Origin of the sequence: Streptomyces sp. SDT5-1 (genome assembly GCF_052245995.1) — a bacterium.
GTDB lineage: Bacteria > Actinomycetota > Actinomycetes > Streptomycetales > Streptomycetaceae > Streptomyces.
On sequence record NZ_CM125963.1, the window covers coordinates 1,760,071 to 1,782,783 of the forward strand.

General features: G+C 71.8%; 25 protein-coding genes. 10 read left to right on the forward strand and 15 right to left on the reverse strand.

Annotated features, from left to right (window positions below; genetic code table 11):
* The first annotated feature begins 90 nt into the window (after positions 1-90).
* Positions 91-693 carry a TetR/AcrR family transcriptional regulator gene (locus ACTWJ8_RS08280; RefSeq protein ID WP_443263467.1) on the forward strand — a complete coding sequence of 201 codons (603 nt, stop codon included), beginning with the start codon at positions 91-93 and terminating at the stop codon, positions 691-693.
* A gap of 105 nt (positions 694-798) precedes the next feature.
* On the forward strand, positions 799-1,302 hold the full coding sequence (locus ACTWJ8_RS08285; RefSeq protein WP_443263468.1) for a hypothetical protein: 504 nt from the start codon (positions 799-801) through the stop codon (positions 1,300-1,302).
* A 95-nt stretch (positions 1,303-1,397) separates the two neighbouring features.
* On the opposite strand, the gene ACTWJ8_RS08290 is transcribed toward ACTWJ8_RS08285, so the two are convergent.
* The 7 genes from ACTWJ8_RS08290 to ACTWJ8_RS08320 form a co-directional block, all read right to left on the reverse strand.
* Positions 1,398-1,955 (reverse strand): hypothetical protein, encoded by a 558-nt coding sequence (locus tag ACTWJ8_RS08290; RefSeq protein ID WP_443263469.1) that lies wholly within the window; start codon positions 1,953-1,955, stop codon positions 1,398-1,400.
* A 118-nt stretch (positions 1,956-2,073) separates the two neighbouring features.
* Complete coding sequence (locus ACTWJ8_RS08295) at positions 2,074-2,757, reverse strand: uracil-DNA glycosylase (RefSeq protein WP_356382897.1); 684 nt, start codon at positions 2,755-2,757, stop codon at positions 2,074-2,076.
* A gap of 157 nt (positions 2,758-2,914) precedes the next feature.
* Complete coding sequence (locus tag ACTWJ8_RS08300) at positions 2,915-4,492, reverse strand: ABC transporter substrate-binding protein (RefSeq protein WP_443263470.1); 1,578 nt, start codon at positions 4,490-4,492, stop codon at positions 2,915-2,917.
* A gap of 164 nt (positions 4,493-4,656) precedes the next feature.
* A complete protein-coding gene (locus ACTWJ8_RS08305) occupies positions 4,657-5,424 on the reverse strand; it encodes an SDR family oxidoreductase (RefSeq protein ID WP_356382894.1) in 768 nt (255 codons plus the stop codon).
* 17 nt (positions 5,425-5,441) lie between these two features.
* On the reverse strand, positions 5,442-6,203 hold the full coding sequence (fabG, locus tag ACTWJ8_RS08310; RefSeq protein WP_356382891.1) for a 3-oxoacyl-ACP reductase FabG: 762 nt from the start codon (positions 6,201-6,203) through the stop codon (positions 5,442-5,444).
* A gap of 157 nt (positions 6,204-6,360) precedes the next feature.
* Positions 6,361-6,744, reverse strand: coding sequence for a DUF3037 domain-containing protein (locus tag ACTWJ8_RS08315; protein ID WP_356382888.1), 384 nt, complete (start codon positions 6,742-6,744; stop codon positions 6,361-6,363).
* Positions 6,741-7,550 (reverse strand): HipA family kinase, encoded by an 810-nt coding sequence (locus ACTWJ8_RS08320; RefSeq protein WP_443263471.1) that lies wholly within the window; start codon positions 7,548-7,550, stop codon positions 6,741-6,743. Before ACTWJ8_RS08320 ends, ACTWJ8_RS08315 begins: the two co-directional genes overlap by 4 nt.
* 163 nt (positions 7,551-7,713) lie before the next feature.
* On the opposite strand from ACTWJ8_RS08320, the gene ACTWJ8_RS08325 reads away from it, so the two are divergent.
* Positions 7,714-8,142, forward strand: coding sequence for a Rieske (2Fe-2S) protein (locus tag ACTWJ8_RS08325; RefSeq protein WP_356382882.1), 429 nt, complete (start codon positions 7,714-7,716; stop codon positions 8,140-8,142).
* A gap of 11 nt (positions 8,143-8,153) precedes the next feature.
* Here the strand turns inward: ACTWJ8_RS08325 and ACTWJ8_RS08330 are convergent, their stop codons facing one another.
* Complete coding sequence (locus ACTWJ8_RS08330; RefSeq protein ID WP_443263473.1) at positions 8,154-8,774, reverse strand: cysteine hydrolase; 621 nt, start codon at positions 8,772-8,774, stop codon at positions 8,154-8,156.
* A gap of 141 nt (positions 8,775-8,915) precedes the next feature.
* Between ACTWJ8_RS08330 and ACTWJ8_RS08335 the strand changes: the two genes are divergently transcribed.
* Entirely contained in the window at positions 8,916-9,383 is a 468-nt protein-coding gene (locus ACTWJ8_RS08335) for a pyridoxamine 5'-phosphate oxidase family protein (protein ID WP_443263474.1), read from the forward strand.
* A 19-nt stretch (positions 9,384-9,402) separates the two neighbouring features.
* On the opposite strand, the gene ACTWJ8_RS08340 is transcribed toward ACTWJ8_RS08335, so the two are convergent.
* Positions 9,403-10,320 carry a LysR family transcriptional regulator gene (locus ACTWJ8_RS08340; RefSeq protein ID WP_443263475.1) on the reverse strand — a complete coding sequence of 306 codons (918 nt, stop codon included), beginning with the start codon at positions 10,318-10,320 and terminating at the stop codon, positions 9,403-9,405.
* Positions 10,321-10,395: 75 nt separating this feature from the next.
* On the opposite strand from ACTWJ8_RS08340, the gene ACTWJ8_RS08345 reads away from it, so the two are divergent.
* Positions 10,396-11,337 (forward strand): DMT family transporter, encoded by a 942-nt coding sequence (locus ACTWJ8_RS08345; protein WP_356382870.1) that lies wholly within the window; start codon positions 10,396-10,398, stop codon positions 11,335-11,337.
* 49 nt (positions 11,338-11,386) lie between these two features.
* Here ACTWJ8_RS08345 and ACTWJ8_RS08350 read toward each other — a convergent pair whose 3' ends face one another.
* Positions 11,387-12,718 carry an aminotransferase class I/II-fold pyridoxal phosphate-dependent enzyme gene (locus tag ACTWJ8_RS08350; protein WP_443263476.1) on the reverse strand — a complete coding sequence of 444 codons (1,332 nt, stop codon included), beginning with the start codon at positions 12,716-12,718 and terminating at the stop codon, positions 11,387-11,389.
* 37 nt (positions 12,719-12,755) lie between these two features.
* Between ACTWJ8_RS08350 and ACTWJ8_RS08355 the strand changes: the two genes are divergently transcribed.
* Both ACTWJ8_RS08355 and ACTWJ8_RS08360 read left to right on the forward strand, forming a co-directional pair.
* On the forward strand, positions 12,756-13,433 hold the full coding sequence (locus ACTWJ8_RS08355; protein WP_356382864.1) for a pyridoxamine 5'-phosphate oxidase family protein: 678 nt from the start codon (positions 12,756-12,758) through the stop codon (positions 13,431-13,433).
* A complete protein-coding gene (locus ACTWJ8_RS08360; RefSeq protein WP_443263477.1) occupies positions 13,433-14,083 on the forward strand; it encodes an FMN-binding negative transcriptional regulator in 651 nt (216 codons plus the stop codon). The genes ACTWJ8_RS08355 and ACTWJ8_RS08360 overlap by 1 nt, the downstream gene beginning before the upstream one ends.
* On the opposite strand, the gene ACTWJ8_RS08365 is transcribed toward ACTWJ8_RS08360, so the two are convergent.
* Entirely contained in the window at positions 14,084-15,091 is a 1,008-nt protein-coding gene (locus ACTWJ8_RS08365; RefSeq protein WP_443263478.1) for an EamA family transporter, read from the reverse strand.
* Between the two features lie 78 nt (positions 15,092-15,169).
* Positions 15,170-15,688: a Clp protease N-terminal domain-containing protein gene (locus tag ACTWJ8_RS08370; protein WP_356382856.1), complete on the reverse strand. Its 519-nt coding sequence runs from the start codon at positions 15,686-15,688 to the stop codon at positions 15,170-15,172.
* 257 nt (positions 15,689-15,945) lie between these two features.
* Here ACTWJ8_RS08370 and ACTWJ8_RS08375 point away from each other — a divergent pair, with 257 nt between their 5' ends.
* A complete protein-coding gene (locus tag ACTWJ8_RS08375; RefSeq protein WP_356382853.1) occupies positions 15,946-16,374 on the forward strand; it encodes a type II toxin-antitoxin system Rv0910 family toxin in 429 nt (142 codons plus the stop codon).
* A 93-nt stretch (positions 16,375-16,467) separates the two neighbouring features.
* On the opposite strand, the gene ACTWJ8_RS08380 is transcribed toward ACTWJ8_RS08375, so the two are convergent.
* A complete protein-coding gene (locus ACTWJ8_RS08380; RefSeq protein WP_356389895.1) occupies positions 16,468-17,094 on the reverse strand; it encodes a PadR family transcriptional regulator in 627 nt (208 codons plus the stop codon).
* A 175-nt stretch (positions 17,095-17,269) separates the two neighbouring features.
* On the opposite strand from ACTWJ8_RS08380, the gene ACTWJ8_RS08385 reads away from it, so the two are divergent.
* Positions 17,270-18,079, forward strand: coding sequence for a PhzF family phenazine biosynthesis protein (locus ACTWJ8_RS08385; RefSeq protein WP_443263479.1), 810 nt, complete (start codon positions 17,270-17,272; stop codon positions 18,077-18,079).
* 19 nt (positions 18,080-18,098) lie between these two features.
* On the opposite strand, the gene ACTWJ8_RS08390 is transcribed toward ACTWJ8_RS08385, so the two are convergent.
* Positions 18,099-18,878, reverse strand: a complete 780-nt coding sequence (locus tag ACTWJ8_RS08390; RefSeq protein WP_443263480.1) for a CPBP family intramembrane glutamic endopeptidase — start codon at positions 18,876-18,878, stop codon at positions 18,099-18,101.
* Positions 18,879-19,091: 213 nt separating this feature from the next.
* On the opposite strand from ACTWJ8_RS08390, the gene ACTWJ8_RS08395 reads away from it, so the two are divergent.
* Entirely contained in the window at positions 19,092-20,855 is a 1,764-nt protein-coding gene (locus ACTWJ8_RS08395; protein ID WP_356389889.1) for a substrate-binding and VWA domain-containing protein, read from the forward strand.
* A gap of 11 nt (positions 20,856-20,866) precedes the next feature.
* Here ACTWJ8_RS08395 and ACTWJ8_RS08400 read toward each other — a convergent pair whose 3' ends face one another.
* Positions 20,867-22,387, reverse strand: coding sequence for a glutamate-cysteine ligase family protein (locus ACTWJ8_RS08400; RefSeq protein ID WP_356389887.1), 1,521 nt, complete (start codon positions 22,385-22,387; stop codon positions 20,867-20,869).
* Between the last annotated feature and the right edge of the window lie 326 nt (positions 22,388-22,713).

Consider the following 22,713-nt stretch of genomic DNA (forward strand, 5'->3'; position numbering starts at 1 on the left):
CCAAGTGGCCCTGACCCCGTTCACTACAGCTGTAGTGAACGCATGACACGACCGTACTACAGCTGTAGTCGCGGGGTGTAGATTGGCCCCATGAGCAGCAATCACTCCGGGCCCACGCGCGCCGACCGGATCGCCGACGCGGCACTGACGCTGCTCGCCGAGCGCGGCATGCGCGGCCTCACCCATCGGGCGGTCGACGAGACGGCCGGGCTGCCGCAGGGGTCGACCTCGAACCACGCGCGCACCCGGCTCGCCCTCCTGGAGACGGCGGTGCGGCGGCTCGCGGTGCGCGAGGGGCGGGTGCTCTCGGTCGACGAACTGCCGAGTCCGGCGGGCGGGCTCGACTCCCTGGTCGACGGCATGGCGCTCGCCCTGCACCGCTACCTCACCCGCCACCCCCAACTGCTCGTCTGCCGCTACGAGTTGGCCCTGGAGGCCACCCGGAGGCCCGAGCTGCGGACGTTCTTCGACGAGACGGGCCGCCAGTTCCGCGAACCGCTCACCGATCTGCTCCGGGCCGCGGGTTCCCGGGCCCCCGAGCGGCACACGCTGTCCCTGGTGGCGTGGACGGAGGGCATCATGTTCTCGTGCGTGGCGGGCTCCTTCCACGCGTCGGTCCCGACGCTCGCGGAACTGCGCGAGGGCTTCGGCGAGTTGCTGCACGGCATGCTGGGCCCGCACCCGTCGAGCTGAGCGCCCCGGCCTCCGGGGGTGAACCCCGGGCCCCGCCTTCACCCGTGCGGGGCAACCTCCCCCGGTTCGCCCGCCCGCGCCCCCGTCGTCGCACACAGTGACCTCGTGCCAAGAACCTCCAGCTCAGCCACGATCCTGCTGACCGCTGCCGTCGCCGCCCTCACCGCGGCCACCGCCTCCGGTTGCGTCAGCGTCGGCCCGTCGGCCACTCCGAAGTCACCCTCCTCCCCATCGGCCTCCGCCCGGGCGCCCCGCCCGGAGGGTCACGCGGGCTCCCCGGTCGTCCCGTCCCCGGGCCGCGAGTCCCTGGAGCGGACGAAGCCGACCACCGCGCCGCACGCGCGGGAGCACGACGCCGAAGACCTGCCGCAGCAGCCCGCACCCCCGGCGACGGACCGGAAACCCGCCCCCGGCGCCGCCCGACACGGCGCCGCCGACCCCGAACCCCCGGCGGGCCCGAAGCCTCCGAGGCACCCCCACCCCCGAAACGCCCACAAGCCCCCGAAGGTCCCGGCCCAGACCGACGTCTGCGCACTCGGCCGCAAGTACGGCGGCTGGGACCCGGACAGCCCCCAGTCCGCCATCTGCCACGACGCGTACGGCGGTTGACGGACCCTCGCCTCTGCCTGGGCCGCGCGGTGGCACACTCCGCAGCGGCCCGGCGCGGGCCGGCCGCCGCGCCGCGGTCCGGCGTGTGCCCGCCCCTACGACCCGCTCCGCGGCGGCCCCAGCGGCTCGCCGCCGGAGTGCCCCCCGTCCCCCTCTCCCGGCTCGCCGGACCCGGCCCCCATCGCCGCCACCCGTTCCTCGAGGCGGGAGAGGGCGGCGCGGACGCCCTCTCCGTAGCCGTCGTCCGCCAGTGACCCCGCCGCCGCGCGAGCCCTCGCGAGGTGGCTGCGGGCCGCGTCTGGGCGGTCCAACTTCACGTAGTCCGCCGCCAGGTTGAGATGCAGCGACGGGTAGAACGCCCGCAGCGCGAGGGACGACTCGTGTGCCGAGAGCCGCTCCTGGGTCAGGGAGTCGGCCGCCGACAGCGCCCGCAGGTCCCACGCCAGCTCGTCCGAAGGGTCGTCCTGGGTGTCCGCCATGTAGTGCGCGAGCGTGCACCGATGCAGTGCGTCCCCGTCCTCCCCGATCTCGGCCCACAGGCCGAGGAACCGGCCCTGCGCCTCCTCGCGGTCGCCGCCGTGATGCAGCATGACCGCCTGCCCGATGCGGCTCATCATGGCGTCGTCCGCCGCCTGCTCACGCTGCTGTGCCACTGTCTCCTCCAAGCCCGGTCGCCCGGCGCGCCCGACCACGATGTCCGATGCGACGACGCTAGCCGCCGCCACTGACAATCCCGCTCAAGCGCGACTCCCCCGCGAGCCGGACCACGGATCAGCCCAGGTCCGGGATGGTCCAGTCGATCGGCGTGTGCCCCTGCGCCGCGATGGCCTCGTTGATCTGCGTGAACGGCTGGGAGCCGAAGAACTTCCGCGCCGAGAGCGGCGACGGGTGCGCGCCCTTCACCACCGCGTGCCGCTCCGTGTCGATGAGCGGCAGCTTCTTCTGCGCGTAGTTCCCCCACAGCACGAACACCGCGGGGTCAGGCCGCTGGACGACGGCGCGGATCACGGCGTCAGTGAACTTCTCCCAGCCCTTGCCCTTGTGCGAGTTCGCCTCGCCGGCCCGCACCGTCAGCACCGCGTTGAGCAGCAGCACGCCCTGCTCGGCCCACGGCATCAGATATCCGTTGTCGGGGATCGGGGTGCCGAGCTCGGCCTGCATCTCCTTGTAGATGTTCCGCAGGGACGGCGGCGTCTTCACGCCGGGCCGCACGGAGAAGCACAGTCCGTGCCCCTGCCCCTCCCCGTGGTACGGGTCCTGGCCGAGGACGAGCACCTTCACCTTGTCGTAGGGCGTCGCGTCGAGGGCGGCGAAGACCTGCTCGCGCGGCGGGTAGACGGGACCCTTCGCGCGCTCCTCCTCGACGAACTCGGTCAGCTCCTTGAAGTAGGGCTTCTGCAGTTCGTCGCCGAGGACGCCGCGCCAGGACTCGGGCAGCATCGCGGTGTCGGTCACGTCAACAACCTCCGGGGTACGGGCAAGTGCGCGCCCGCGCCCCACCGTGCCGGGGACGCGGTCGCATCGACACCCAGAAACCTACCGGCGCCCACTGACATTCGACGCCCGCACCCGACGAGACCGCCGGCTCACCGGACCACCCAGGTCACCCGGCTCACCAACTGGTCTTGCGGTGCAGCTCCCACATCATCATGATCGTCGACGGGTCGAGCGCCCGCTCCCCGCCCGAGATCTCCTCGCTCGCCGCGATGAACTGCTTGCCCTGCCACAGCGGCAGCAGCCGCGCGTCGCGCACCATGATGTGCTGCGCCTGCTCGAACTGCCGCACCACGACGCCCCGGTCGCGCTCCTTGCGGGACTGCGGGAGGAGCCGGTCGGTGATCTCCGGCGAGACGTACGGCGTGCTCAGGGCGTTCTTCTCGCCGACGAAGGGCGCGATGAAGTTGTCGGCGTCCGGGAAGTCGGGGAACCAGCCGCGCCCGAACACCGGGTACTCGCCCTTCTTGTAGCCCTGTTCGAACGACTTCCACGGGCGGCTCTTCAGCGTCACGTCGAAGAGCTTGGACGCCTCCAGCTGCCGCTTGAGCTCCTCGAACTCGGGCTTGGTCGCCGAGCCGTAGCGGTCGGACGTGTACCAGAGGGTGAGCGGAACGGGCGCGGTGATGCCCGCCTTGGAGAGGATCTCGGCGGCCTTCGTGGCGCTCGGGTTGTTGAACTCGTCGAAGAAGTCGGTCGTGTGGCCCGCGAGACCCCTGGGGACCATGGAGTACAGCGGTTCCACGGTGTTCGCGTACACCTTCTCGGCGATCGCCCCGCGGTCGACGACCTGGGCGACGGCCCGCCGCACGGCGCGCTTGCCCGCCCACGGGTCCTTGGGGTTGAAGACCAGGTAGCTGATCTCCATGCCCGCGCCCTCGACGAGCTGGAGGCCGTTGCCGCCGTGCTGGTCCTGGAGGCTCACGATGTCGTCGGCGGCGAGCCCGCGGAAGGTCGCGTCGATCTTCTTCGCCTTGAGGGCGCCGACCATGGCGGCGGACGACTGGAAGTAGCGGATCGTCACCGCGTCGTTCTTCCGGTCGGCGAAGCCCTCGTAGTTCTCGTTGCGCACGAGTTCGGCCTTGCTGCCGTCGACGTAGGACTTGAGGGCGTACGGGCCCGAGCCCGTCACCTTGCCGTCCTTGCGCACGGACGTCGCCGGGTAGTCGGCGGGGTCGACGATCGACATGGCGGGCGTGGAGAGCACGAACGGGAAGGTGGCGTCCGGCTTGGTGAGGCGGAACGTTACGCCGCGCTCACCCTGCGTCTCCACCCGGTCGAGGCTGCCGAGCAGTCCGGCGGGGCCGCCCTCCACGCCGATCTTGCGGATCCGGTCGATGGAGTACTTCACGGCCTTGGCGTCGAGCGTGTCCCCGTTGGAGAACTTCATGCCCTCCCGCAGCTCGCAGTGGTAGACGCGGTTGGCGGAGTCCTCGAAGCGGCACTCGGCCGCGTCCGCCTGAGGTTCCGCCGCGCCCGACGGCAGGGAGACCAGGGTCTGGTACACGTTGCGGAACAGCTCCCACGAGCCGTCCCAGGACGCCGCCGGGTCCAGCGTGCTCGGCGCGCTGGTGGTGCCCACCACGATGGGCTGCTCGTCGGAGTCCTCGCCCGTGGTCATCAGCCCGCACCCGGCGAGCAGGGTCATCGACGCGAATGCCGCCCACGCGCGAGGGGCAAGGAACCGGTTGAACACGCGCACGCTCCTCGATCAGCCATGCCAGGGTCGGCCGACAATATCGCAGCACCCCGCCGGTTCAACTGCTGCAACCGACGGGGTATTTGGCGAGCGAGGACGTTTGTCGGACGTTGTCTTCAACGTCCGGAATCTGACCTCGGGGCCGAGCGGTCAGCGGCCGCTCACTCGACGCCCGCGTTGAGGAACTTGCCGCCGTCCACCACGAGGTTCTGCCCGGTGATCCAGGAGGACTGCTCGGAGGTGAGGAACGCGGCGGCGCCCCCGATGTCCTCCGGCACGCCGAGCCTGCCCATCGGGTAGGTGGCCGCGACCTCGGCCTCCCGGCCCTCGTACAGCGCCTCGGCGAACTTGGTCTTCACGACCGCCGGGGCGATCGAGTTGACCCGCACCACAGGGGCGAACTCGTGCGCGAGCTGGAGCGTCAGGTTGACCATGGCGGCCTTGCTGACGCCGTACGCGCCGATGAACGGCGAGGCGGAGACGCCGGCCACGGACGCGATGTTGACGATCGCGCCGCCGTTCTCCTTCTGCCACGCCTTCCACGTCTGCTGCGCGAAGCCGAGCGCGGAGACGACGTTCGTGTCGAACACCTTGCGCGCGACGTTCAGGTCGAGCTCGGCGATCGGCCCGAAGACGGGGTTCGTACCGGCGTTGTTGACGAGGTAGTCGACGCGGCCGAAGGCCTCCATGGTGCGCTCGACGGCGGCGGCCTGGTGCGCCTCGTCGTGCGCCTTGCCGGCCACGTAGATCACGCGCTCGGGGCCGAGCTGCTCGACGGCCTCCTTGAGGGCGTCCTCGCCGCGGCCCGTGATGCACACGCGGTCGCCGCGCGCGACGAGGGCCTCGGCGATGCCGTAGCCGATGCCGCGGCTCGCGCCCGTGACGAGCGCGACCCTGCCGGTGGGCTCGGGGAGTTCGGAAGTGGTCATGTCGTGATCCCCCGGCCTCAGTTGAGCGGGCCGCCGGCCACGTACATGACCTGGCCCGAGACGAAGCCGGCCTGCTCGCCGGTGAAGAAGGCGATGGCGTTGGCGATGTCCTCCGGGCGGCCCACGCGCTGCACCGGGATCTGGGTCGCGGCGGCGGCCTGGAAGTCCTCGAAGCCCATGCCGACGCGCTCGGCGGTGGCCTTGGTCATCTCGGTGACGATGAAGCCCGGGGCGACGGAGTTGGCGGTGACGCCGAACTTGCCGAGCTCCTTGGCGAGGGTCTTCGTGAAGCCCTGGAGTCCTGCCTTGGCGGCGGAGTAGTTGACCTGGCCGCGGTTGCCGAGCGCCGAGGAGGAGGACAGGTTCACGATGCGGCCGAACTTGGCGTCCACCATGTGCTTCTGCACGTACTTCGACATCAGGAACGCGCCGCGCAGGTGCACGTTCATGACCGTGTCCCAGTCGTTGGCGCTCATCTTGAACAGCAGGTTGTCGCGCAGCACGCCCGCGTTGTTCACGAGGATCGTGGGGGCGCCGAGCTCCTCGGCGATGCGCGCGACGGCCGCCTCGACCTGCGCCTCGTCGGAGACGTCGCAGCCGACGGCAAGGGCCTTGCCACCGGCGGCGGTGATCGCCTCGACGGTGTCCTTGCAGGCGGCCTCGTCGAGGTCGATCACGGCGACGGCGCGGCCCTCTTCGGCCAGACGGATCGCGGTGGCGGCGCCGATGCCGCGCGCGGCTCCCGTGACGATCGCTACGCGCTGCTCAGTGGTGGACATGCTCTTCGGTCTCCTCGCCCTAGAGGTGCGGCCGCCCTGTCCGGTGCGGGTGAGCAACCGCTTAGTACCTTGTGCGTGCGACGCTAGAAGGCCTGGCACCCGGTGTCAACGTGCGGATCAGGTGCCGCAGCTCACGTGCCGCCCACGACCAGGGCTTTCAGCGCACCAACAGGTCGAGCAGCCGCTCCGCCTCCGCGGCCGGATCCGCGGTCAGCCCGGTGTGCACAGGGCCCGGCTGGACCACGGTGGAGCGGGGTGCGACGAGCCAGCGGTAGCGCCGCCCCGCGTCGTCCTCGGCGGCCTGTCCCGCGGCGTCTCCCCCGCGGCAGTGCCGCTCGACGGCGCCGAGCACGGCGCGCACCCCGGTCACGTCGGCCTCGGGGTCGAGGGCGAGCAGCCGCTTCTCGTCGAGGTGGGTCAGGGCCGTGACGAACGACTTGGCGCGGCAGTACAGGACCACCCCTGCGTTGATCTGCTCGCCGCGCTCGACGCTCGGCACGACGCGCAGCAGCGCGTACTCGAAGACATGGCGTTCGGTCATCGGGCCGCTCCTTCGGTCACCCAGCCGGGGGTTCCGGCGCTCGGGGTGGTCGCCTCGGGCAGGGTGACGCGTTCGTGGATCGTGGCGGCACGCGCGCGTAGCGTCTCGACGTAGGCGCGCCGCACCGCGTCGGGTGTGTCGAAGCCCGGCTCGTCGGCCAGCCATACGTCCGGTACGTCGGCGGCGGCCTCGGCGAGCAGCTCGTCGGTGACGCGCGGCGCCAGCTCGGCGGCGGCCGCCGCGACATCGGGCCCGAAGGGGGCGAGGGCGTGGTCGCTCGCGTCGTACGGCTTGTCGGCCCAGGCCGCGGCGCCCCGCCAGTTGTGGTGCCAGATCATGCTGGCGCCGTGGTCGATGAGCCACAGCTCGCCGCCCTGCACCAGCATGTTGGGGTTGCGCCAGGACCGGTCGACGTTGTTGATCAGCGCGTCGAACCAGACGATCCGGCCCGCCTCCACCGGGTCGACGACGTACGCGAGCGGGTCGAAGCCGAGCGCGCGCGGCAGGAACCGCATGCCGAGGTTGGTGCCGCCGCTCCCCTTGAGCAGTTCCTGCACCTCCTGGTCGGGCTCGCCGAGGCCGATGACCGGGTCCAGGTCGATGGTGACGAGCTCCGGCACGCGAAAGCCCAGCGCGCGGGCGAGCCGGCCGCAGATCACTTCGGCGACGAGCGTCTTGCGCCCCTGCCCGGCGCCCGTGAACTTCATGACGTACGGGAGGAGGTCGTCGGCTTCGACCAGACCGGGCAGCGATCCGCCTTCCCTCAATGGGGTGACGTAGCGGGTCGCGGTGACTTCGGTGAGCATGGGCCAAGGTTATGAGATCAGGATGGCTTTGAACGTCCAGGGATCACCGTACGTACCCCTGAAGGAACCCCCACGGGATCCAGCTCGTCCCCTCGACCAGACCTACCGATGAAGGGACCACCACCCCATGACCTCTTCCACCTCTTCGCAGGAGTCGGCACCCATGAGCCATGTTCCGTCGCGCCGCACCGTCGTCACGGCGGTCGGCGCCGCCGGGCTCGCCGCGGCGCTGACCGCGTGCGGCGGCTCCGACGGCGACACGTCGCAGCCCGCGGGCAACGCGTCGGAGGGCGGCGGCGGGAAGGGCGAGGAGATCGCCAAGACCTCGGACATCCCGGAGGGCGGTGGAAAGATCCTGGCCGACGCCGGGGTGGTGGTGACGCAGCCGAAGGCGGGCGAGTTCAAGGCGTTCACGAACGTCTGCACGCACCAGGGCTGCAAGGTCAACAAGGTCGCCGACGGCACCATCGACTGCCCCTGCCACGGCAGCAAGTTCTCCATCAAGGACGGCAGCGTGGCGCATCCGCCGGCCACGCAGGCGCTGGAGGAGAGGAAGCTCAAGGTGAGCGGCGACTCGATCGAGCTGGCGTAACTCCCGCGCGGCTAAGGGCGCTTCCAGGCGTCCAGCACGTCCGGGGTCGTCGTCACGGTGGCGACCAGGGCGAGCGTGTTGTCGATCACCGCGGGGGTGTAGTCGGCGGGCACCCCCGCGATCGCGTCCCGGGGCACGACCGCGGTGTAGCCGAGGTTCACGGCGTCGAACACCGCGTTCGGGACGGCTACGTTGGCGGAGACGCCGGTGACGACGAGCGTGCGGCAGCCGAGGTTGCGCAGCAGCGCGTCGACGTCGGTCCCGGCGATCGGTGAGAGCCCGTGCAGGCGGCGTACGACGAGGTCCTCGGGCGCGACCTCGACGGGCGGGGCGACGCGGACGGCGTCGGTGCCGGAGAGCTGCTTCACGGGGAGGCGTTCGGTGGCCCGGAAGAGCCGGGCGTTGCGGCTCGCGCCGCGGCCGTCGGGGCGGCGCTCGGCGACGGCGTGCAGCACCTGGACTCCGCTCGCGTGGGCGGCGTCCACCAGGCGGGCCACATTGGCGAGGGCCCCCGACGACCGGGCCTCTTCGGCGAGTTCGGGCAGCGCGCTCTGTGTGCCGACGACGCCCTGCTGGCATTCGACGGTGAGCAGTACGGTGTGCGCGGGGTCGAGCAGCTCCTCCGGCGACATGGCTGGAGGGTAGCCACCATTGCGTGGGCAAGGAAGAGGCCGCATGCTGCGTTTCTGATACGACGTCAGCTCGCGTTCGGCTCACCTCGGCGTGCGCCGGCCGCGTCGGTTCGCACCGGATGCCGGACACAGGGAGCCCGTATGACCACCGCAAGCCAGCGCCGCGGCCGCAGGATCATGATGTCCCCCGAGGAGCGCGACGCGTTCCTCACCGAGCAGCGCACCTGCCGCGTCGCCACGGTGGCGGCGGACGGGACGCCGCACGTCAGCCCGCTCTGGTTCCTCTGGGACGGCGCGTCGCTGTGGCTGTACTCACTGAACCGCAGCCGCCGGTGGGCCGATCTGCGGGCCGACGGCCGGATGGCGGTGGTGGTCGACGCGGGCGAGGACTACGGGGAGCTGCGCGGCGTGGAGCTGTCCGGGCGCGTCGAGTTCGTCGGCGAGTCCCCGCGGTCCGGTGAGCCGTGCCCCGAACTCGAGGCGCCCGAGCGGATGTTCGCGCAGAAGAACTTCGGGTTGCCGGAGATGGTGTACGACGGCCGGCACGCGTGGGCGCGGCTGACGCCGGACAAGATCACGTCGTGGGACTTCCGGAAGCTGGGCGGCTGAGCCGACCGGTCCCGCGGGATCATCCGTCGGCGAGCCGCCCCAGGTCCGCCCCCACCTTCTGCAGCGCCCGCACGGCGGCCCGGATCGAGGGCCGCCGGTCGGCGTCCGCGCGCCACACGACGTACACGTGCCGGCGCACCTTCTGCCGCACCGGCACCGTCACCACGCCCTCCGGCATCGGGTGGCGCCCGAGCAGCGGCGCGACGCACACGCCGAGGCCCGCGGCCACCAGACCCAGCTGCGTATGGGTCTCGGCGGCGCGGTGGCCGACCTGCGGCTCGACCCCCTTGGCGCGCAGCGTGAACATCAGCCACTCGTGACAGAACTCGCCCTGCCCCCACGTGATCCACTCGTCGTCGGCGAACTCCTCCAGGCCGACCTCGTCGCGCCCCGCCAGCGGATGGTCCACCGGCATGGCGATGTCGGCCGGGTCGTCGAGGATGCTCGCCTTGACGAGGCCGTCGGGCATGGGCATCGGCTTGTTGTACCAGTCGAGTACGACGGCGAGGTCGAGGTCGCCGCGGATCACCCCGGCCACCGCGTGCTCGGGCTCCAACTCCTGCGACCGTACGCGCAGTTGCGGATGCTCGGCGCGCAGCGCGGCGAGTGCGGCGGGGAACAGTCCGCGCGCCGCGGTCGGGAACGCGGAAAGTCGCAGCTCCCCCGCGACCTGACCGCGCTGCGCCTCCAGGTCGGCCTGCGCCAGCTCGACCTGCGAGAGGATGCGCGCGGCGTGCTCCGCGAGCAGCCGGCCCGCGTCGGTGAGACGCACGCCGCGTCCGCGCTTGGCGAGCAGCTGCTGCCCGGCCTCGCGCTCCAGCTTGGCCATCTGCTGCGAGACGGCGGACGTCGTGACGTGCAGTCCTTCGGCCGCGCCGCTCACCGATCCGTGCCGGGCCAGGGCGTCGAGGACCCGCAGGCGCTCCAGGTTCAACATGTAAGCGATGCTAAGCGGTATCGCGCACATAATCTCGCTTGTGCTACGAAGACCGGTGGCCGCACTCTGGTCCCCATGAGCACGACGACCGCATCCCGAGTCACCGAGACCCCGGCCCCTCCTGCCTCTCCTCGCCGCGCCTTCGACTGGCGCATCCGCTTCGGCGTACTCGCCCTCATCTGGGGCTTCAGCTTTCTGTTGATCAAGGTCGGCACGGAGGGGTACGCGCCGCTCCAGGTCACGCTCGGGCGGCTGCTGTTCGGCGCCGCGGTGCTGGTCGTGGCCATGGTCGTGAAGCGGCAGCGGCTGCCGCGCGGGGCGCGCACCTGGGGGCATCTCGCGGTCGCCGCGCTCTTCCTGAACGCGCTGCCGTTCTCGCTCTTCGCGTTCGCCGAGGAGACCATCCCCTCGACGCTGGCGGGCATCGCGAACGCGACGTCGCCGCTGTGGGGCATGGCGCTGTCGCTGGTCGCGCTCTCCGAGGACCGGCCGACGCGGCGCCGGGTCGCGGGGCTCGGCATCGGCTTCCTGGGCGTCCTGACGGTCCTCGGCGTCTGGCAGGGCTTCCACGGCCTGGACGTCGCGGGCACGGCGATGGCCCTGCTCGCCTCCCTGTGCTACCCGATCGGCTGGATCTACGTCCGCCGCACGCTGGCGAACACGGGCGAGTCGAATGTCTCGATGATCGGCGCCCAACTCCTCCTGGCCACGGTCCAACTGGCCCTGGTGACCCCCTTCTTCACCTCCTGGCCGACCACCTTCACGCTCGGCCCCCTCCTCGCGATCGCCGCCCTGGGCGCACTCGGCACGGGCATCGCCTTCCTCATCCAGTACGGCCTGGTGGCCGAGGTCGGCCCGACCACCGCCCAAATGGTCACCTACTTCGTCCCGGTCATCGCAACAGCAGCGGGCGTCGCGGTCCTCGGCGAATCCCTCTCCTGGTCGACCCCGGTGGGCGCGGCGATCATCTTGGCGGGCGCGGCGCTGACGCAGGAGAGGCGTAAGGGGCGCGGCTAGGCGTGGGGCGGCGGGGCGGACCCGGTGGGGGCGTCCCACCGGGTCCGCCCTACGCGTAGTGCCTCCGCGGCCCCGGCCGCACCGCCTCCACCACCGCGTCCGCCACCGCTCCCACGTCCGCGGCCGTCAGGCGTGACACGGTGATACGGACTCCGGCCGGCGCCTCCATCCGGAAGCGCGCTCCCGGGGCCACCGCCCATCCGGCGTGCAGCAGGCGCGCCACCGCGCCCGTCTCGTCCGGGACCGGCACCCACACGTTCATGCCGCTGCGGCCGTGCGCCTCGACGCCGCGCTCGGCCAGCGCGGCGATCAGCGCGTCGCGCCGCTCCCCGTAGGACGCCGCGACGGCCGCCGCGTCCACGGCTCCCGCTTCCCACAGACCGAGCACGGCCCGCTGGGTGATCCGGCTGACCCAGCCGGGGCCCAGGCGCTGCCGACCGCGCACCCGGTCCACCGTCCCGGCGTCGCCGGTGAGCACGGCCAGCCGAAGGTCGGGCCCATAGGCCTTCGCCACGGAGCGTACGAACGCCCACTGCCGCGTCGCCCCGGCGAGCGGGCTCAGCGGCAGGTCGACGATGCCGTGCCCGTGGTCGTCCTCGATGAGCAGGACCTCCTCGCTCCGGGCGAGTATCGCGCGCAGGGCCTTCGCCCGCGCCGCGCTCACCGCGGCCCCCGTGGGATTCTGCGCCCGGTCGGTCACGACGAGCGCCCGCGCCCCCGCACGCAGCGCCCGCTCCACGTCGTCCGGCCGCGGCCCCTCGTCGTCCACGCCGACCGGCACCGTCCGCAGCCCGAGCGCCGGCACGAGGTCGAGCATGCTGCCCCAGCCGGGGTCCTCCACGGCGACCGAGTCCCCCGGCTTGAGGTGCACGGCGAGCACCCGCTCGATGGCGTCGAGCGACCCCGAGGTCACGGCCAGCGGCCCGTCCGGCACGCCGTCCGCGTCGAGGTCCACGCGCGCGCGGCGCACGAGCCCCGGCTCCAGCGAGTCGTCCCCGTACAGCACCGGCTCCTTGTCGGCGACGCGCGCCGCCGCCGCGAACACCTCCTCCAGGGAGGGCAGCAGCGCGGTGTCGGGGTTGCCGTCCGACACGTTCCGCACGCCCTCCGGCACGTCCACGCGGATCGCCTCGCGCGCGGTGATCGCCGGCTTCGACCGCACCCGACTGCCGCGCCGCCCGGCCGTCTCGATGACCCCGCGCTCGCGCAGTGTCCGGTACGCGGACGCGACCGTATTCGGATTCACGCCGAGCCGCTCGGCCAACTCCCGCATCGGCGGCAGCAGTTGACCCGGCTCCAGGTCTCCCGCGATCACCCCGCGCTCGACGCTGGCGCAGATCTCTGCTGCGCGACGCCCACTGATCCGATACTCTCCTAGCACAAACCACACTATGCACTAGTGCAATGGAGTTCGCAACATGAGCGTCGCCCAGGAACAGCCGGCCACCTCCTACGCCCCGACGGAGCGCACGGTCCCGACCCGCGCCAAGGAGCGCGCCGCGTACGACCAGGACCTGGTGCACTCGATACTCGACGAGACGTACATCTGCCATCTCGGCTTCGTCCGCGACGACGCCCCCGTCGTGCTGCCGACGCTGTACGGCCGGGTCGGCGAGCGGCTCTATGTGCACGGGTCCACCGGTTCGCGCCCCCTGCGGATGGCCGGACAGCGGGACCCGGGCCTCCCGGTCTGCCTGACGGTGACGCACGTGGACGGCCTGGTGCTCGCCCGCTCCGCCTTCCACCACTCCATCAACTACCGCTCCGTGGTGGTGCACGGCACGGCCCACCAGGTCACGGACCCCGAGGAGAAGCGGCTCGCCCTGGACGCGATCGTCGACCACGTGGTGGCGGGCCGCTCCGCCGACTCCCGCGCCGCGAACGCGAAGGAGCTCGCCGCGACGGCCGTGCTCCGCATCGACCTCGCCGAGGTCTCGGCGAAGGTCCGCGCGGGCGGCCCGAACGACGAGCCGGAGGACATGGACCTGCCGCACTGGGCGGGCGTGGTCCCGGTACAGCGCGGCTACGGCGCGCTGCTGCCGTCGGACGACCTCGCCGACGGCATCGACGTCCCGTCCTACCTCAAGGAACTCTGATGCTGATCCACCCCTGGGACGCGGCTCGCGACACCGCCGAGTGGCAGCGGTGGCTCGCCGCCCACGACTTCGGCCAGCTCGCCGTGAACGGCCTGGCCGGCGAGCCCCCGTTCGTCCAGCCCATGCACTTCGCGTACGACCCCGAGGGCGCTGGCCCGTACGGCGAGGCCGTCGCCCATCTCGCCCGCCCGAACCCGCTGTGGCCCGCGCTCGACGCGCACCCCGAGGTGCTCCTGAGCGTCGTCGACGACTACGCGTTCGTGCCCGGCCCCTGGCAGGCGCCGCCCGACGTCCCGCCGGAGCACGGCACACCGACCAGCGTCTACGCCGCGGTCCAACTGCGCTGCACCGCGCGCGTGGTCGACGATCCGGACGAGAAGGCGGCCCTCCTGAACCGCCAGGTCGCCCACTTCCAGCAGCCCGGCACGTCCGTCCCGGTGACCGCGGGCGACCCGCCGTACGGCCGCATGCTCCCGGGGATCCGCGCCCTCCTCCTCGAAGTGACGGACGTCCGCGCCAAGTTCAAGTACGCGACCCACAAGCCCGAGGAGGTCCAGGACCGGATCGCGGCCGGCCTCGCCGAGCGCGGCGCCCCCCGCGACGCCGGCGCCCTCGCCATGCAGCGCGGCCGACGGCGTCAGCCGGTGTAGCTAGACGGCGCCGCCCGAGCGCGAGAGCACGCTCTCCGGCGCCGCTTCGGCCGGCGTCGGCGGCGCCTGCTCCGCCTTCGAGGACTGCGCGATCAGCGCGCCCACCAGGACCATCGCCCCGCCGAACAGCTGCGGGGCCGAGAGGTGTTCGCCGAGGAGGATCCAGGCGAGGACGGTCGCGACGACCGCCTCCAGGCAGGCCACCACTCCGGCCACCTGGGGCGACAGGAGGCGCACCGACACGACGCCGGTGACGTACGCGACGACCGTGGCGAGGAGGACGATCCAGCACAGGAGCAGCCAGGCGGGGACGGATGCGCCGTCCATGGAGGCGTCGCCCGCGAGCACGGACCAGTCCATGCTCCAGGGGCGGGCGATGACCGTGAGCAACGCGGCGCCGACGAGGAGCCCGTACGCGATCACGCCGAGCGGGTCGGGCGCCTCCGTCGTGTCGCCGCCGTGGTCGGAGAGCACGAAGTAGCCGACCTGGCAGCAGGCCGCACCGAGCGCGAGGAGCAGGCCGAGGGCGTCGAAGCCGAGCCCCGACCAGACCTCGACGACACAGGCGAGTCCCGCCACGGCGATGACCACGCCGATCGCGGCGGCCCGCGTCACGGGCTTGCGCTGCACGAACCGGACCCAGCCGAGCACCAGCGCGGGCGCCAGGTACTCGATGAGCAGGGCGACGCCGACCGGGATGCGGGAGATCGCGGCGAAGTAGCAGGCCTGGACGCCGGCGACCGCGAGCAGTCCGAAACCGGCGAGCAGCGCGGGCCTGCGCAGCACGAGCGCGCGGTGTCGCCAGGCGACCGGCAGCATGACGAGCGCGCCGCCCGCGACGCGCAGCCACACCACGTGCAGCGGGTCGAGGCCGGCCTCGATCAGCGGTTTGGCCGCCACCCCCGAGCCGCCGAACGCGAGCGCGGAGAGCAGGGCGAGGCCGAGGCCCATGCCGCGCGTGCGGGTGGCCTGGTTCGCAGAAGACGTCTTTGACTCGTGCACCGGCACATCATGGCAGTCGGCGTCAGGACCGTCATCCCCGTTGACCCCTGTCTCACGAGGTGGACGCCCCGCGGCCCCGCCGTGTCACACGGGTCGGTTGAGCCGGTCGCGCAGCCCCTCGACATCGACCCCGGCCCGGCCGAGCACCTCCACGGCGCGGCACTCCATGTCCGCGGCGAGCGCCGCCAGCACGTCGACGCCGCGCGCCCGCTCGTCGCCGCGGGCCGCGGCCCGCTCCACGCCCGCCTCCATCGCGGCGGCCGCGACGGGCGACCAGCCGGGCGCCGAGGGCACGAGAGGGACGGCTCCGGAGTCCTCCACGGAGCCCTGCCAGCGCAGCCCGTAGCCGATGCTGCGCTGCACGAGATAGCCGAGCAGCCGCGCCACCTGGGCGCCGTCCGGGAACGCCGCGCGGACGTCGGGGTCCGACTCCAGGAGCGAGTGCAGCAGGTGCGCGGTGTCGATCTGCCGGTCCCCGTCCCTGACCGCGCGCCGCCGAGCCCCCGCGACCACCGCCGCGAGCTCGTCGCTCAGCTGGGCTGCTGCGGGATCTTCACTGGTGGGGCCGAGCGCGTCGGCGTCGGACGGGGTTGAGCTATGCACAGTCCCCACCCCATCAGCGCGGGCCTTCCGGAACATCCACGGTGAGGAGCATTCTCGTGTCCGACACAAGTTGGGCACCGATCCGGGACATCTCCTCCTTACGGATGAGATCACGCCACTCTCCCCCGAGGGGATCCGGACAACCCGTCCCAGAACTGACGGTTCATCAGTATTGAATGTTCGAGGCCAGGCGGCTACTTTCCGCGACGACGCGACACCGAAGCCCGTCATGGCTCTCGACTCAAAGGGGTGGCCACATGGCCGAAGTCAGCGCGGAAGCACGCATGGAAGCGCCCGCGGAGAAGGTCTGGGCGCAGCTCACCGACTTCTCCTCGTACGGGAAGTGGAACGCCACCCACACCGACTTCCCCAAGGGCGGACCCGCCTCGCTCGAAGTGGGCGGGCAGTTCGAGGAGAACATGAAGCTGATGGGCTTCCCCGCCGAGGTCACCTGGACCATCGAGGAGCTGGAGACCGCCCGCACGTTCGCCATCCGGGGCAAGGGCCCGATGGGCGTCAACCTGTTCATGCACTACTCGCTCACCCCGGAGGGAGACGCGACGACGGCGCGTATCAAGGGCGAGTTCACGGGCGCGGCGGTGTCGTTGATGGCGGGCAAGCTCAAGGACTCGGCAACGGCCGCGCTCGACGAGTCACTGCGCAAGCTGAACGGCCTGGTGACCTGAGAGCCAGGGCGACACACACGGAGAAGTGCCCCGTACGCGCGCGTACGGGGCACTTCTCATGCGCTCTGTCCGACTCCTGGGCCCGCACGGGGCTCAGTCCTCGTCGGCGAGGATCAGGTACAGCTTCTTGCGGGCTTCGTTGATGACGCCGATCGCCTTGTCGCGCTGATCCTTGCTGCCGGTCTTCCAGACCTGGCCGAAGGCCTCCATGAGGCCGAAGCTCGCGCTCCGGATCTCGTTCATGGCCTCCCAGTCGACGCCCCTGCCGGCCTCCTCCCAAGGAGCCTCTGGCCCCTCTTCGGCGGCGGTGCGGCCGTCGTCGGTGAGCGAGAAGAGCTTCTTGCCGCCCTCGCTCGCGCTGGCGATCAGACCCTCGTCCTCGAGCAGTTGAAGCGTCGGGTAGACCGAGCCGGGGCTCGGCTTCCACGCGCCACCGCTGCGCTCGGCGATCTCCTGGATCATCTCGTAGCCGTGCATCGGGCGGTCCTTCAGGAGGGCCAGGATCGACGCGCGCACATCTCCGCGCCGCGCCCGTCCGCGGGGCCCGCCGCCGCGACCGCCACGGCCCCAGGGGCCGCCCGGTCCGCCGAATCCGGGCCCGAACGGCCCGAACGCCGCCCGGCGACCCTCGAAGCCGCCGCGCTCGAATCCGCCCCTGCCCTGATGGCCGGGGCCGCAGTGTCCATGCCCGTGTCCGGGCTCGTATCCATGAGTACGCATGGCAATCAGTCCTTTCGTACGTTGCGCGATCTTCAACCGATCGCGATGCCTCAACGATATATCGGAACTGTTCGGACGGCAAGCCCCGGCGAATGATCGAGTGCCGCGAAGGCAAGGCCAGGCGTCCCGAATTGGCCTTGGGCCGTTGTCAGTGGGTGCGGCTACCGTCCCTGACATGCGTATTCGTATCGTCGACGCCTTCACCGACCGACCGTTCGCCGGCAATCCCGCCGGCGTGCTGCTCCTGGACGCCTTCCCGGACGACGCCTGGCTGCAGAGCGTCGCCCTCGAGATCAATCACGCGGAGACCGCCTTCGCCCACCCTCTGCCCGAGGGCGGGGAGGCCGACTGGGCGCTGCGCTGGTTCACGCCCGCCGCCGAGGTCGACATGTGCGGGCACGCCACCCTCGCGACGGCCCACGTGCTGCACACCACCGGGCTCACGCACGGCCCCGTACGGTTCGCGACGCGCAGCGGTGTGCTCGTCGCGACGCCTGGCGAGGGCGGCGCGCTGACCATGAACTTCCCGACCGCCCCGCTCACGGAGGAGCCGGTGCCCGCGGGGCTCGCGGAGGCCCTCGGCGCCACCCCGCTCTCCGTGCACGACACGGGTGCGAGCGTCGGGGACCTGCTCGTCGAGCTCGCCGACGAGAAGACCGTGCGGTCCCTCGCCCCCGACCTGAGAGGGCTCGCCAAGCACTCCAAGCGCGGCATCATCGCGACCGCGCGGGCCGAGGACCCCGCGCGGGGCTACGACTTCGTGTCGCGCTGCTTCTTCCCGAACGTGGGGGTGGACGAGGACCCGGTCACCGGCAGCGCGCACACCGCGCTCACCCCGTTCTGGGCCGAGCGCCTGGGCAGCGACGAGCTGACCGGGCTCCAGGCCTCCGCCCGCACCGGACTGGTCCGCGTGGCGCTGCGCGGCGAGCGCACCCTGCTGACAGGACACGCGGTCACCACGATCGAGGGCGAGCTCAACGTGTAGTTCGCGACGGACAGGTGGGTCAGGCCGTCGGCAGCCAGCCCACCTTGCCCGCCAGCAGGGCGTATCCGACGAACGCGCCGATGTCCAACAGGGAATGGGCCACCACCAGTGGCCCGACCCGCCCCCACCGCCGGTAGAGGAGGACGAAGACGACGCCCATCGCGAGGTTCCCGAAGAAGCCGCCGATGCCCTGGTACAGGTGGTACGAGCCGCGCAGCACGGACGACGCGACGAGCGCCGTCCCCGGCGTCCACCCCAACTGCCCCAGCCTGCGCAGCAGATACCCGACGACGATGACCTCCTCTACCACGGCGTTCTGCACCGCGGAGAGGATCAGCACGGGGAACTTCCACCACACGTCGGGCAGCGCCTCAGGCACCACCGTGAGGTTGAAGCCGAGGCCGCGCGCCGCCAGGTAGAAGGCGATGCCGGTGCTGCCGATGACGGCGGCGACCGCGGCCCCGCGCCCCGTGTCGAACCACGGCCGCTTCCGGTCGAAGCCGATCGTGCGCAGCCCCTCGCCCTCCCTGAGCAGGAAGTGCGCGACGAGCGCGACCGGCACGAGCGCGCTCGCGATGCCGAACAGCTGCCAGGCGAGGTCGAGCCACGGGCGGCCTGGTGCGGCCGACGCGTTGAGCGTCGCCGCCTGGTCCTTGAGGCCGCCGGGTTTCGTGACGGAGCCGACGAAGCTGATGAGCGCGGACACTCCGCTCGCACCGAGCGAAAGCCCCAGAACGAGCAGCGTCTCGTCCCGCAAAAAGCGCCGTGAGAGCCGCCCTTCGGGACAAGAACCGGGCATCGGCTCCGCCTCCACCTGCACACCTGCCTCCAGTTGGTCATTCCCGCCGCATCCGCAACAGCGCCCCGCTAGGGTCTCGAATGCAGGTACGAAGATCGCGTGCGACAGGCCGAGGGGGCCGAGGCGACGCAATTCGGCGCACCGCTCCCCCCTTGGCTGCTCCACCGCTTATACCGCAACAGCCTTTGTGGCTCAGGGAGGGGCTCCATCGCCATGGGACGTCACAGCAGCATGCCCGACGCGTACGGGACGGCGGACGCCGCACCCCGTCCCCGCTCGCGCGGCCGCACCGTCGCCGTCGCGACCGCGCTCGTCGTCGTGGCCGCGGCGGGCACGGCGGCGGTGGCCCGCCCCGACCTCATCGGCCTCGGGGGCGGCTGCGAGGACGAGGTCCACCTCGACGTGGTGGCCTCCCCCGACATCGCCCCCGCGCTGCGCGAGGCGGCGACGCAGGCCCGCAAGGAGAAGGTCACGTCGGACGGCAACTGCCTCGACGTCGCCGTCACCGCCCGCGACGCGTACAAGGTCGCCGACACCCTGCGCGCGGGCGAGGGCCGCGCTGACTTCCAGGTGTGGGTGCCGGACTCGGACGTCTGGGTGCAGCGCGTCGCCTCGGGCTCGGGCGCCGCCCAGGTCACCCCCGCGGGCAACATCGCCTCGTCGCCGGTCGGCGTGGGCATGGTGCCGTCCGCAGCGAAGTCGTTCGGCTGGCCGCGCAAGACGTACACCTGGGCCCAGTTGACGGGCGCCGCGCTGGAGAGCGACAAGCTGCGCCTGGGCGCCGCCGACCCCGCCCGCAGCGCCAGCGGACTCCTCGCGCTCACCAAGCTGGCCGCCACGACGAAGAAGGGCGACAGCACGCAGGCCGCGTCGATGGCGAAGGCGCTGTCGCAGCGCACGTCCGACAGCGACGCGCAGCTCATGGACACGGTGCCGCGCGACGGCTCGGGCACCGAGCAGGGCAATCCGCGGCGCAACGAGGCGCTGATCCTGTCCGAGCAGGCCGCGTACGCGCACAACAAGGAGGCGGGCGAGGCGGGTTCGGTCGACCTCTTCTACCCGAAGGACGGATCGCCCGCCCTCGACTACCCGTTCTCGCTGGTCGGCGAGGACACGCTGAGCACCGACGAGAGCCGCGCCGCCGTCCGCCTCATGACGCTGCTCGGCGCCCCCGAGGGCCGCGCGATCCTGGAGCGGCACGGCTTCCGCACCCCGAACGAGCGCTCCCCCGAGAACGTCGCCTCCCGCGCAGGCGGCCGTTCCCCGCAGCCGTACGAGCAGGCGGCGGCCGAGACGCCCACCGAGGAGCAGCTCGAGGAGACCCTCGGGATGTGGACGATCACCGTGCAGAGCGCCCGCATCACGACGGTGGTGGACGCCTCCGCCTCGATGGGCAACATCGTGCCGAACCGCGGCGAGTCCCGCATGGAGGTGACGAAGGCGTCGATGCTGGCGGCCCTCTCGACGTTCACGCCGGAGGACGAGATCGGCCTGTGGGAGTTCTCCACGTTCCTCGACGGCGAGCGCGACTACAAGAAGCTCGTGCCGACCGAGCGGCTGGGCGACCACGTCGGCTCCGGCACCCAGCGCGACCGCCTCTCGGCCGCCTTCACCGCGCTCCAGCCCGTGCAGGGCGGGGCCACCGGCCTGTACGACACCACGCTCGCGGCGTACAAGGCGGCCACGTCCTCGTACAAGAGCGGTCGGTTCAACGCGGTCGTGGTGGTCACCGACGGCGTCAACGAGGACGAGGGGTCGATTTCCCGCGCGCGCCTCATCGAGAAGCTCGGCGACCTCAGCGACCCGGAGCACCCCGTCCCGCTGATCGTCATCGCCGTCGGGCCCGACACCGACAAGCACGAGGTCGAACAGCTCGCCGAGGCCACGGGCGGCTCCGGGCACCAGGTCACCGACCCGGCGGACATCCAGAAGGTCATCCTGAAGGCGATCATCGAGGCGGGCGCCAAGGCGAACTGACCGCCGGGACCTCAGCCCAGCGGAACCGTCGGCTCCGGCAGCCCGACCGGCCAGGTGTGCACCGGATCGCCGTGGTGCATCAGCTCGCAGTACCGGCGCGTGGTCGCCGCGAGCGCCGCGTCCCGCGCCAGCCCGCTCTCCAGCGCCCGGTGGTACGTCGCCGACTGCCACGCCGCACCGTTCATCCGCTGCCGGCAGCGCCCCTCGATCACGCCGAGGTACAGGTCCCGGTCGGCCGGCTCCACGCCCCACGCGTCGAGCCCGGCCGCCGCGAGCGGCAACAGCTCGTCCCGTACGAGGTGCACCGCGGGGACCCGCTCCGTGCCGCCGAACCGGCCCCTGCGCGGCCACTCCAGGCGCGCGTCGATGCCGTACCGGCACGCGGCGTCGAAGTTGCGGGCCGCCGCGGCGAAGGGCAGCCGCGACCACACCGGCCGGGAGTCCTCCGCCAGGGCGCGCACGATCCCGTAGTAGAACGCGGTGTTGGCGATGACGTCGACGACGGTGGGTCCCGCGGGCAGCACCCGGTTCTCCACGCGCAGATGCGGCACGCCGTTGGCGACGCCGTACACCGGGCGGTTCCAGCGGTACACCGTGCCGTTGTGCAGCACGAGTTCGGCGAGGTTCGGGGTGTCGCCCTTGGCGATGACGTCGAGCGGCCGTTCGTCGTCGAGGATCGGGAGCAGCGGCGGGAAGTACCGCAGGTTCTCCTCGAAGAGGTCGTACGCGGAATCGATCCAGCGCTCCCCGAACCAGGTGCGCGGCCGCACCCCCTGCGCCGCGAGCTCCGGCGGCCGGGTGTCCGTCGACTGCTGGAACAGCGGCGGCCGCGACTCCCGCCACAACTCACGCCCGAACAGGAACGGCGAATTGGCGCCGAGCGCGATCTGCACGGCGGCCACCGCCTGCGCCGCGTTCCACACGTCGGCGAAGCGGCCCGGGGTCACCTGGAGGTGCAACTGCACGGACGTACAGGCGGCTTCGGGCGCGATCGAGGAGGACGTGCAGGTCAGCCGCTCGACACCGGCGATGTCGAGGGTGAAGTCCTCACCGCGCGCGGCCGTGATCTGGTCGTTGAGCAGCGTGTAGCGGTCGACGTCCGACAGGTTCGCGGAGACCAGGTCGTCGGCGCTCAGCGTCGGCAGAATGCCGATCATCACGATGCCCGCGTCCACCTCGTTCGCCTTGCGGTGCGCATATCCGAGCCCGGTCCGCAGTTCCTCGGCGAGCTGGTCGAGAACGCGGCCGCCGAGCCGGTGCGGGGCAATGTTCACTTCGAGATTGAACATCGCGAGTTCGGTCTGGAAATCGCGGCTCGCGATCCGCTCGAGAACTTCCGCATTCATCATTCTCGGCAGCCCGTCGGGCCCGGCGAGATTCAGCTCGATCTCCAGGCCCATGAGATTCTGCGGGCGGTCGAAGCGCTTCTCGTCCAGCAGCCGCCCGAGCCCCTCCAGGCACTCGCCGAGCTTCTCCCGATAGCTGCGCGGGTCGGCCAGGTCGACCGACTCCGCATCGACCTTCTCCCCCATGGAAGCGTCCCTCCTCGCGCGGGCGGCTCGTCGGTCCGGCCGCGTGTCACGGTGGATGATGCCCCGGCAATGTGATCGATAACGCCCCGCGCGGATCCGCGGGGCAGTACTCTCGACCCAGTTACCCACGGGCACATTCCTTAGGCATGCGGCCGACCGCAGATTCTTCGGACCGCGGCCCTGGTGAAAAACGCCGACAAGAACAGGCCGTCCGCTCGACCGAAAGACATCGAGGTCACGGACGGCGGCACCGGCGAATATGGGGAGAATACCCACAAAACCCCGCGAGAACACGCCCGAATAGCGTCTTGCGGTCTTCACGGGGC

Coding starts and splice junctions, on each gene's coding strand:
- ACTWJ8_RS08280 (WP_443263467.1), top strand. CDS start 91: ATGAGCAGCAATCACTCCGGGCCCACGCGCGCCGACCGGATCGCCGAC.
- ACTWJ8_RS08305 (WP_356382894.1), bottom strand. CDS start 5,424: ATGACCACTTCCGAACTCCCCGAGCCCACCGGCAGGGTCGCGCTCGTC.
- fabG (WP_356382891.1), bottom strand. CDS start 6,203: ATGTCCACCACTGAGCAGCGCGTAGCGATCGTCACGGGAGCCGCGCGC.
- ACTWJ8_RS08315 (WP_356382888.1), bottom strand. CDS start 6,744: ATGACCGAACGCCATGTCTTCGAGTACGCGCTGCTGCGCGTCGTGCCG.
- ACTWJ8_RS08320 (WP_443263471.1), bottom strand. CDS start 7,550: ATGCTCACCGAAGTCACCGCGACCCGCTACGTCACCCCATTGAGGGAA.
- ACTWJ8_RS08325 (WP_356382882.1), top strand. CDS start 7,714: ATGAGCCATGTTCCGTCGCGCCGCACCGTCGTCACGGCGGTCGGCGCC.
- ACTWJ8_RS08330 (WP_443263473.1), bottom strand. CDS start 8,774: ATGTCGCCGGAGGAGCTGCTCGACCCCGCGCACACCGTACTGCTCACC.
- ACTWJ8_RS08335 (WP_443263474.1), top strand. CDS start 8,916: ATGACCACCGCAAGCCAGCGCCGCGGCCGCAGGATCATGATGTCCCCC.
- ACTWJ8_RS08340 (WP_443263475.1), bottom strand. CDS start 10,320: ATGTTGAACCTGGAGCGCCTGCGGGTCCTCGACGCCCTGGCCCGGCAC.
- ACTWJ8_RS08345 (WP_356382870.1), top strand. CDS start 10,396: ATGAGCACGACGACCGCATCCCGAGTCACCGAGACCCCGGCCCCTCCT.
- ACTWJ8_RS08355 (WP_356382864.1), top strand. CDS start 12,756: ATGAGCGTCGCCCAGGAACAGCCGGCCACCTCCTACGCCCCGACGGAG.
- ACTWJ8_RS08360 (WP_443263477.1), top strand. CDS start 13,433: ATGCTGATCCACCCCTGGGACGCGGCTCGCGACACCGCCGAGTGGCAG.
- ACTWJ8_RS08375 (WP_356382853.1), top strand. CDS start 15,946: ATGGCCGAAGTCAGCGCGGAAGCACGCATGGAAGCGCCCGCGGAGAAG.
- ACTWJ8_RS08380 (WP_356389895.1), bottom strand. CDS start 17,094: ATGCGTACTCATGGATACGAGCCCGGACACGGGCATGGACACTGCGGC.
- ACTWJ8_RS08385 (WP_443263479.1), top strand. CDS start 17,270: ATGCGTATTCGTATCGTCGACGCCTTCACCGACCGACCGTTCGCCGGC.
- ACTWJ8_RS08390 (WP_443263480.1), bottom strand. CDS start 18,878: ATGCCCGGTTCTTGTCCCGAAGGGCGGCTCTCACGGCGCTTTTTGCGG.
- ACTWJ8_RS08395 (WP_356389889.1), top strand. CDS start 19,092: ATGGGACGTCACAGCAGCATGCCCGACGCGTACGGGACGGCGGACGCC.
- ACTWJ8_RS08400 (WP_356389887.1), bottom strand. CDS start 22,387: ATGGGGGAGAAGGTCGATGCGGAGTCGGTCGACCTGGCCGACCCGCGC.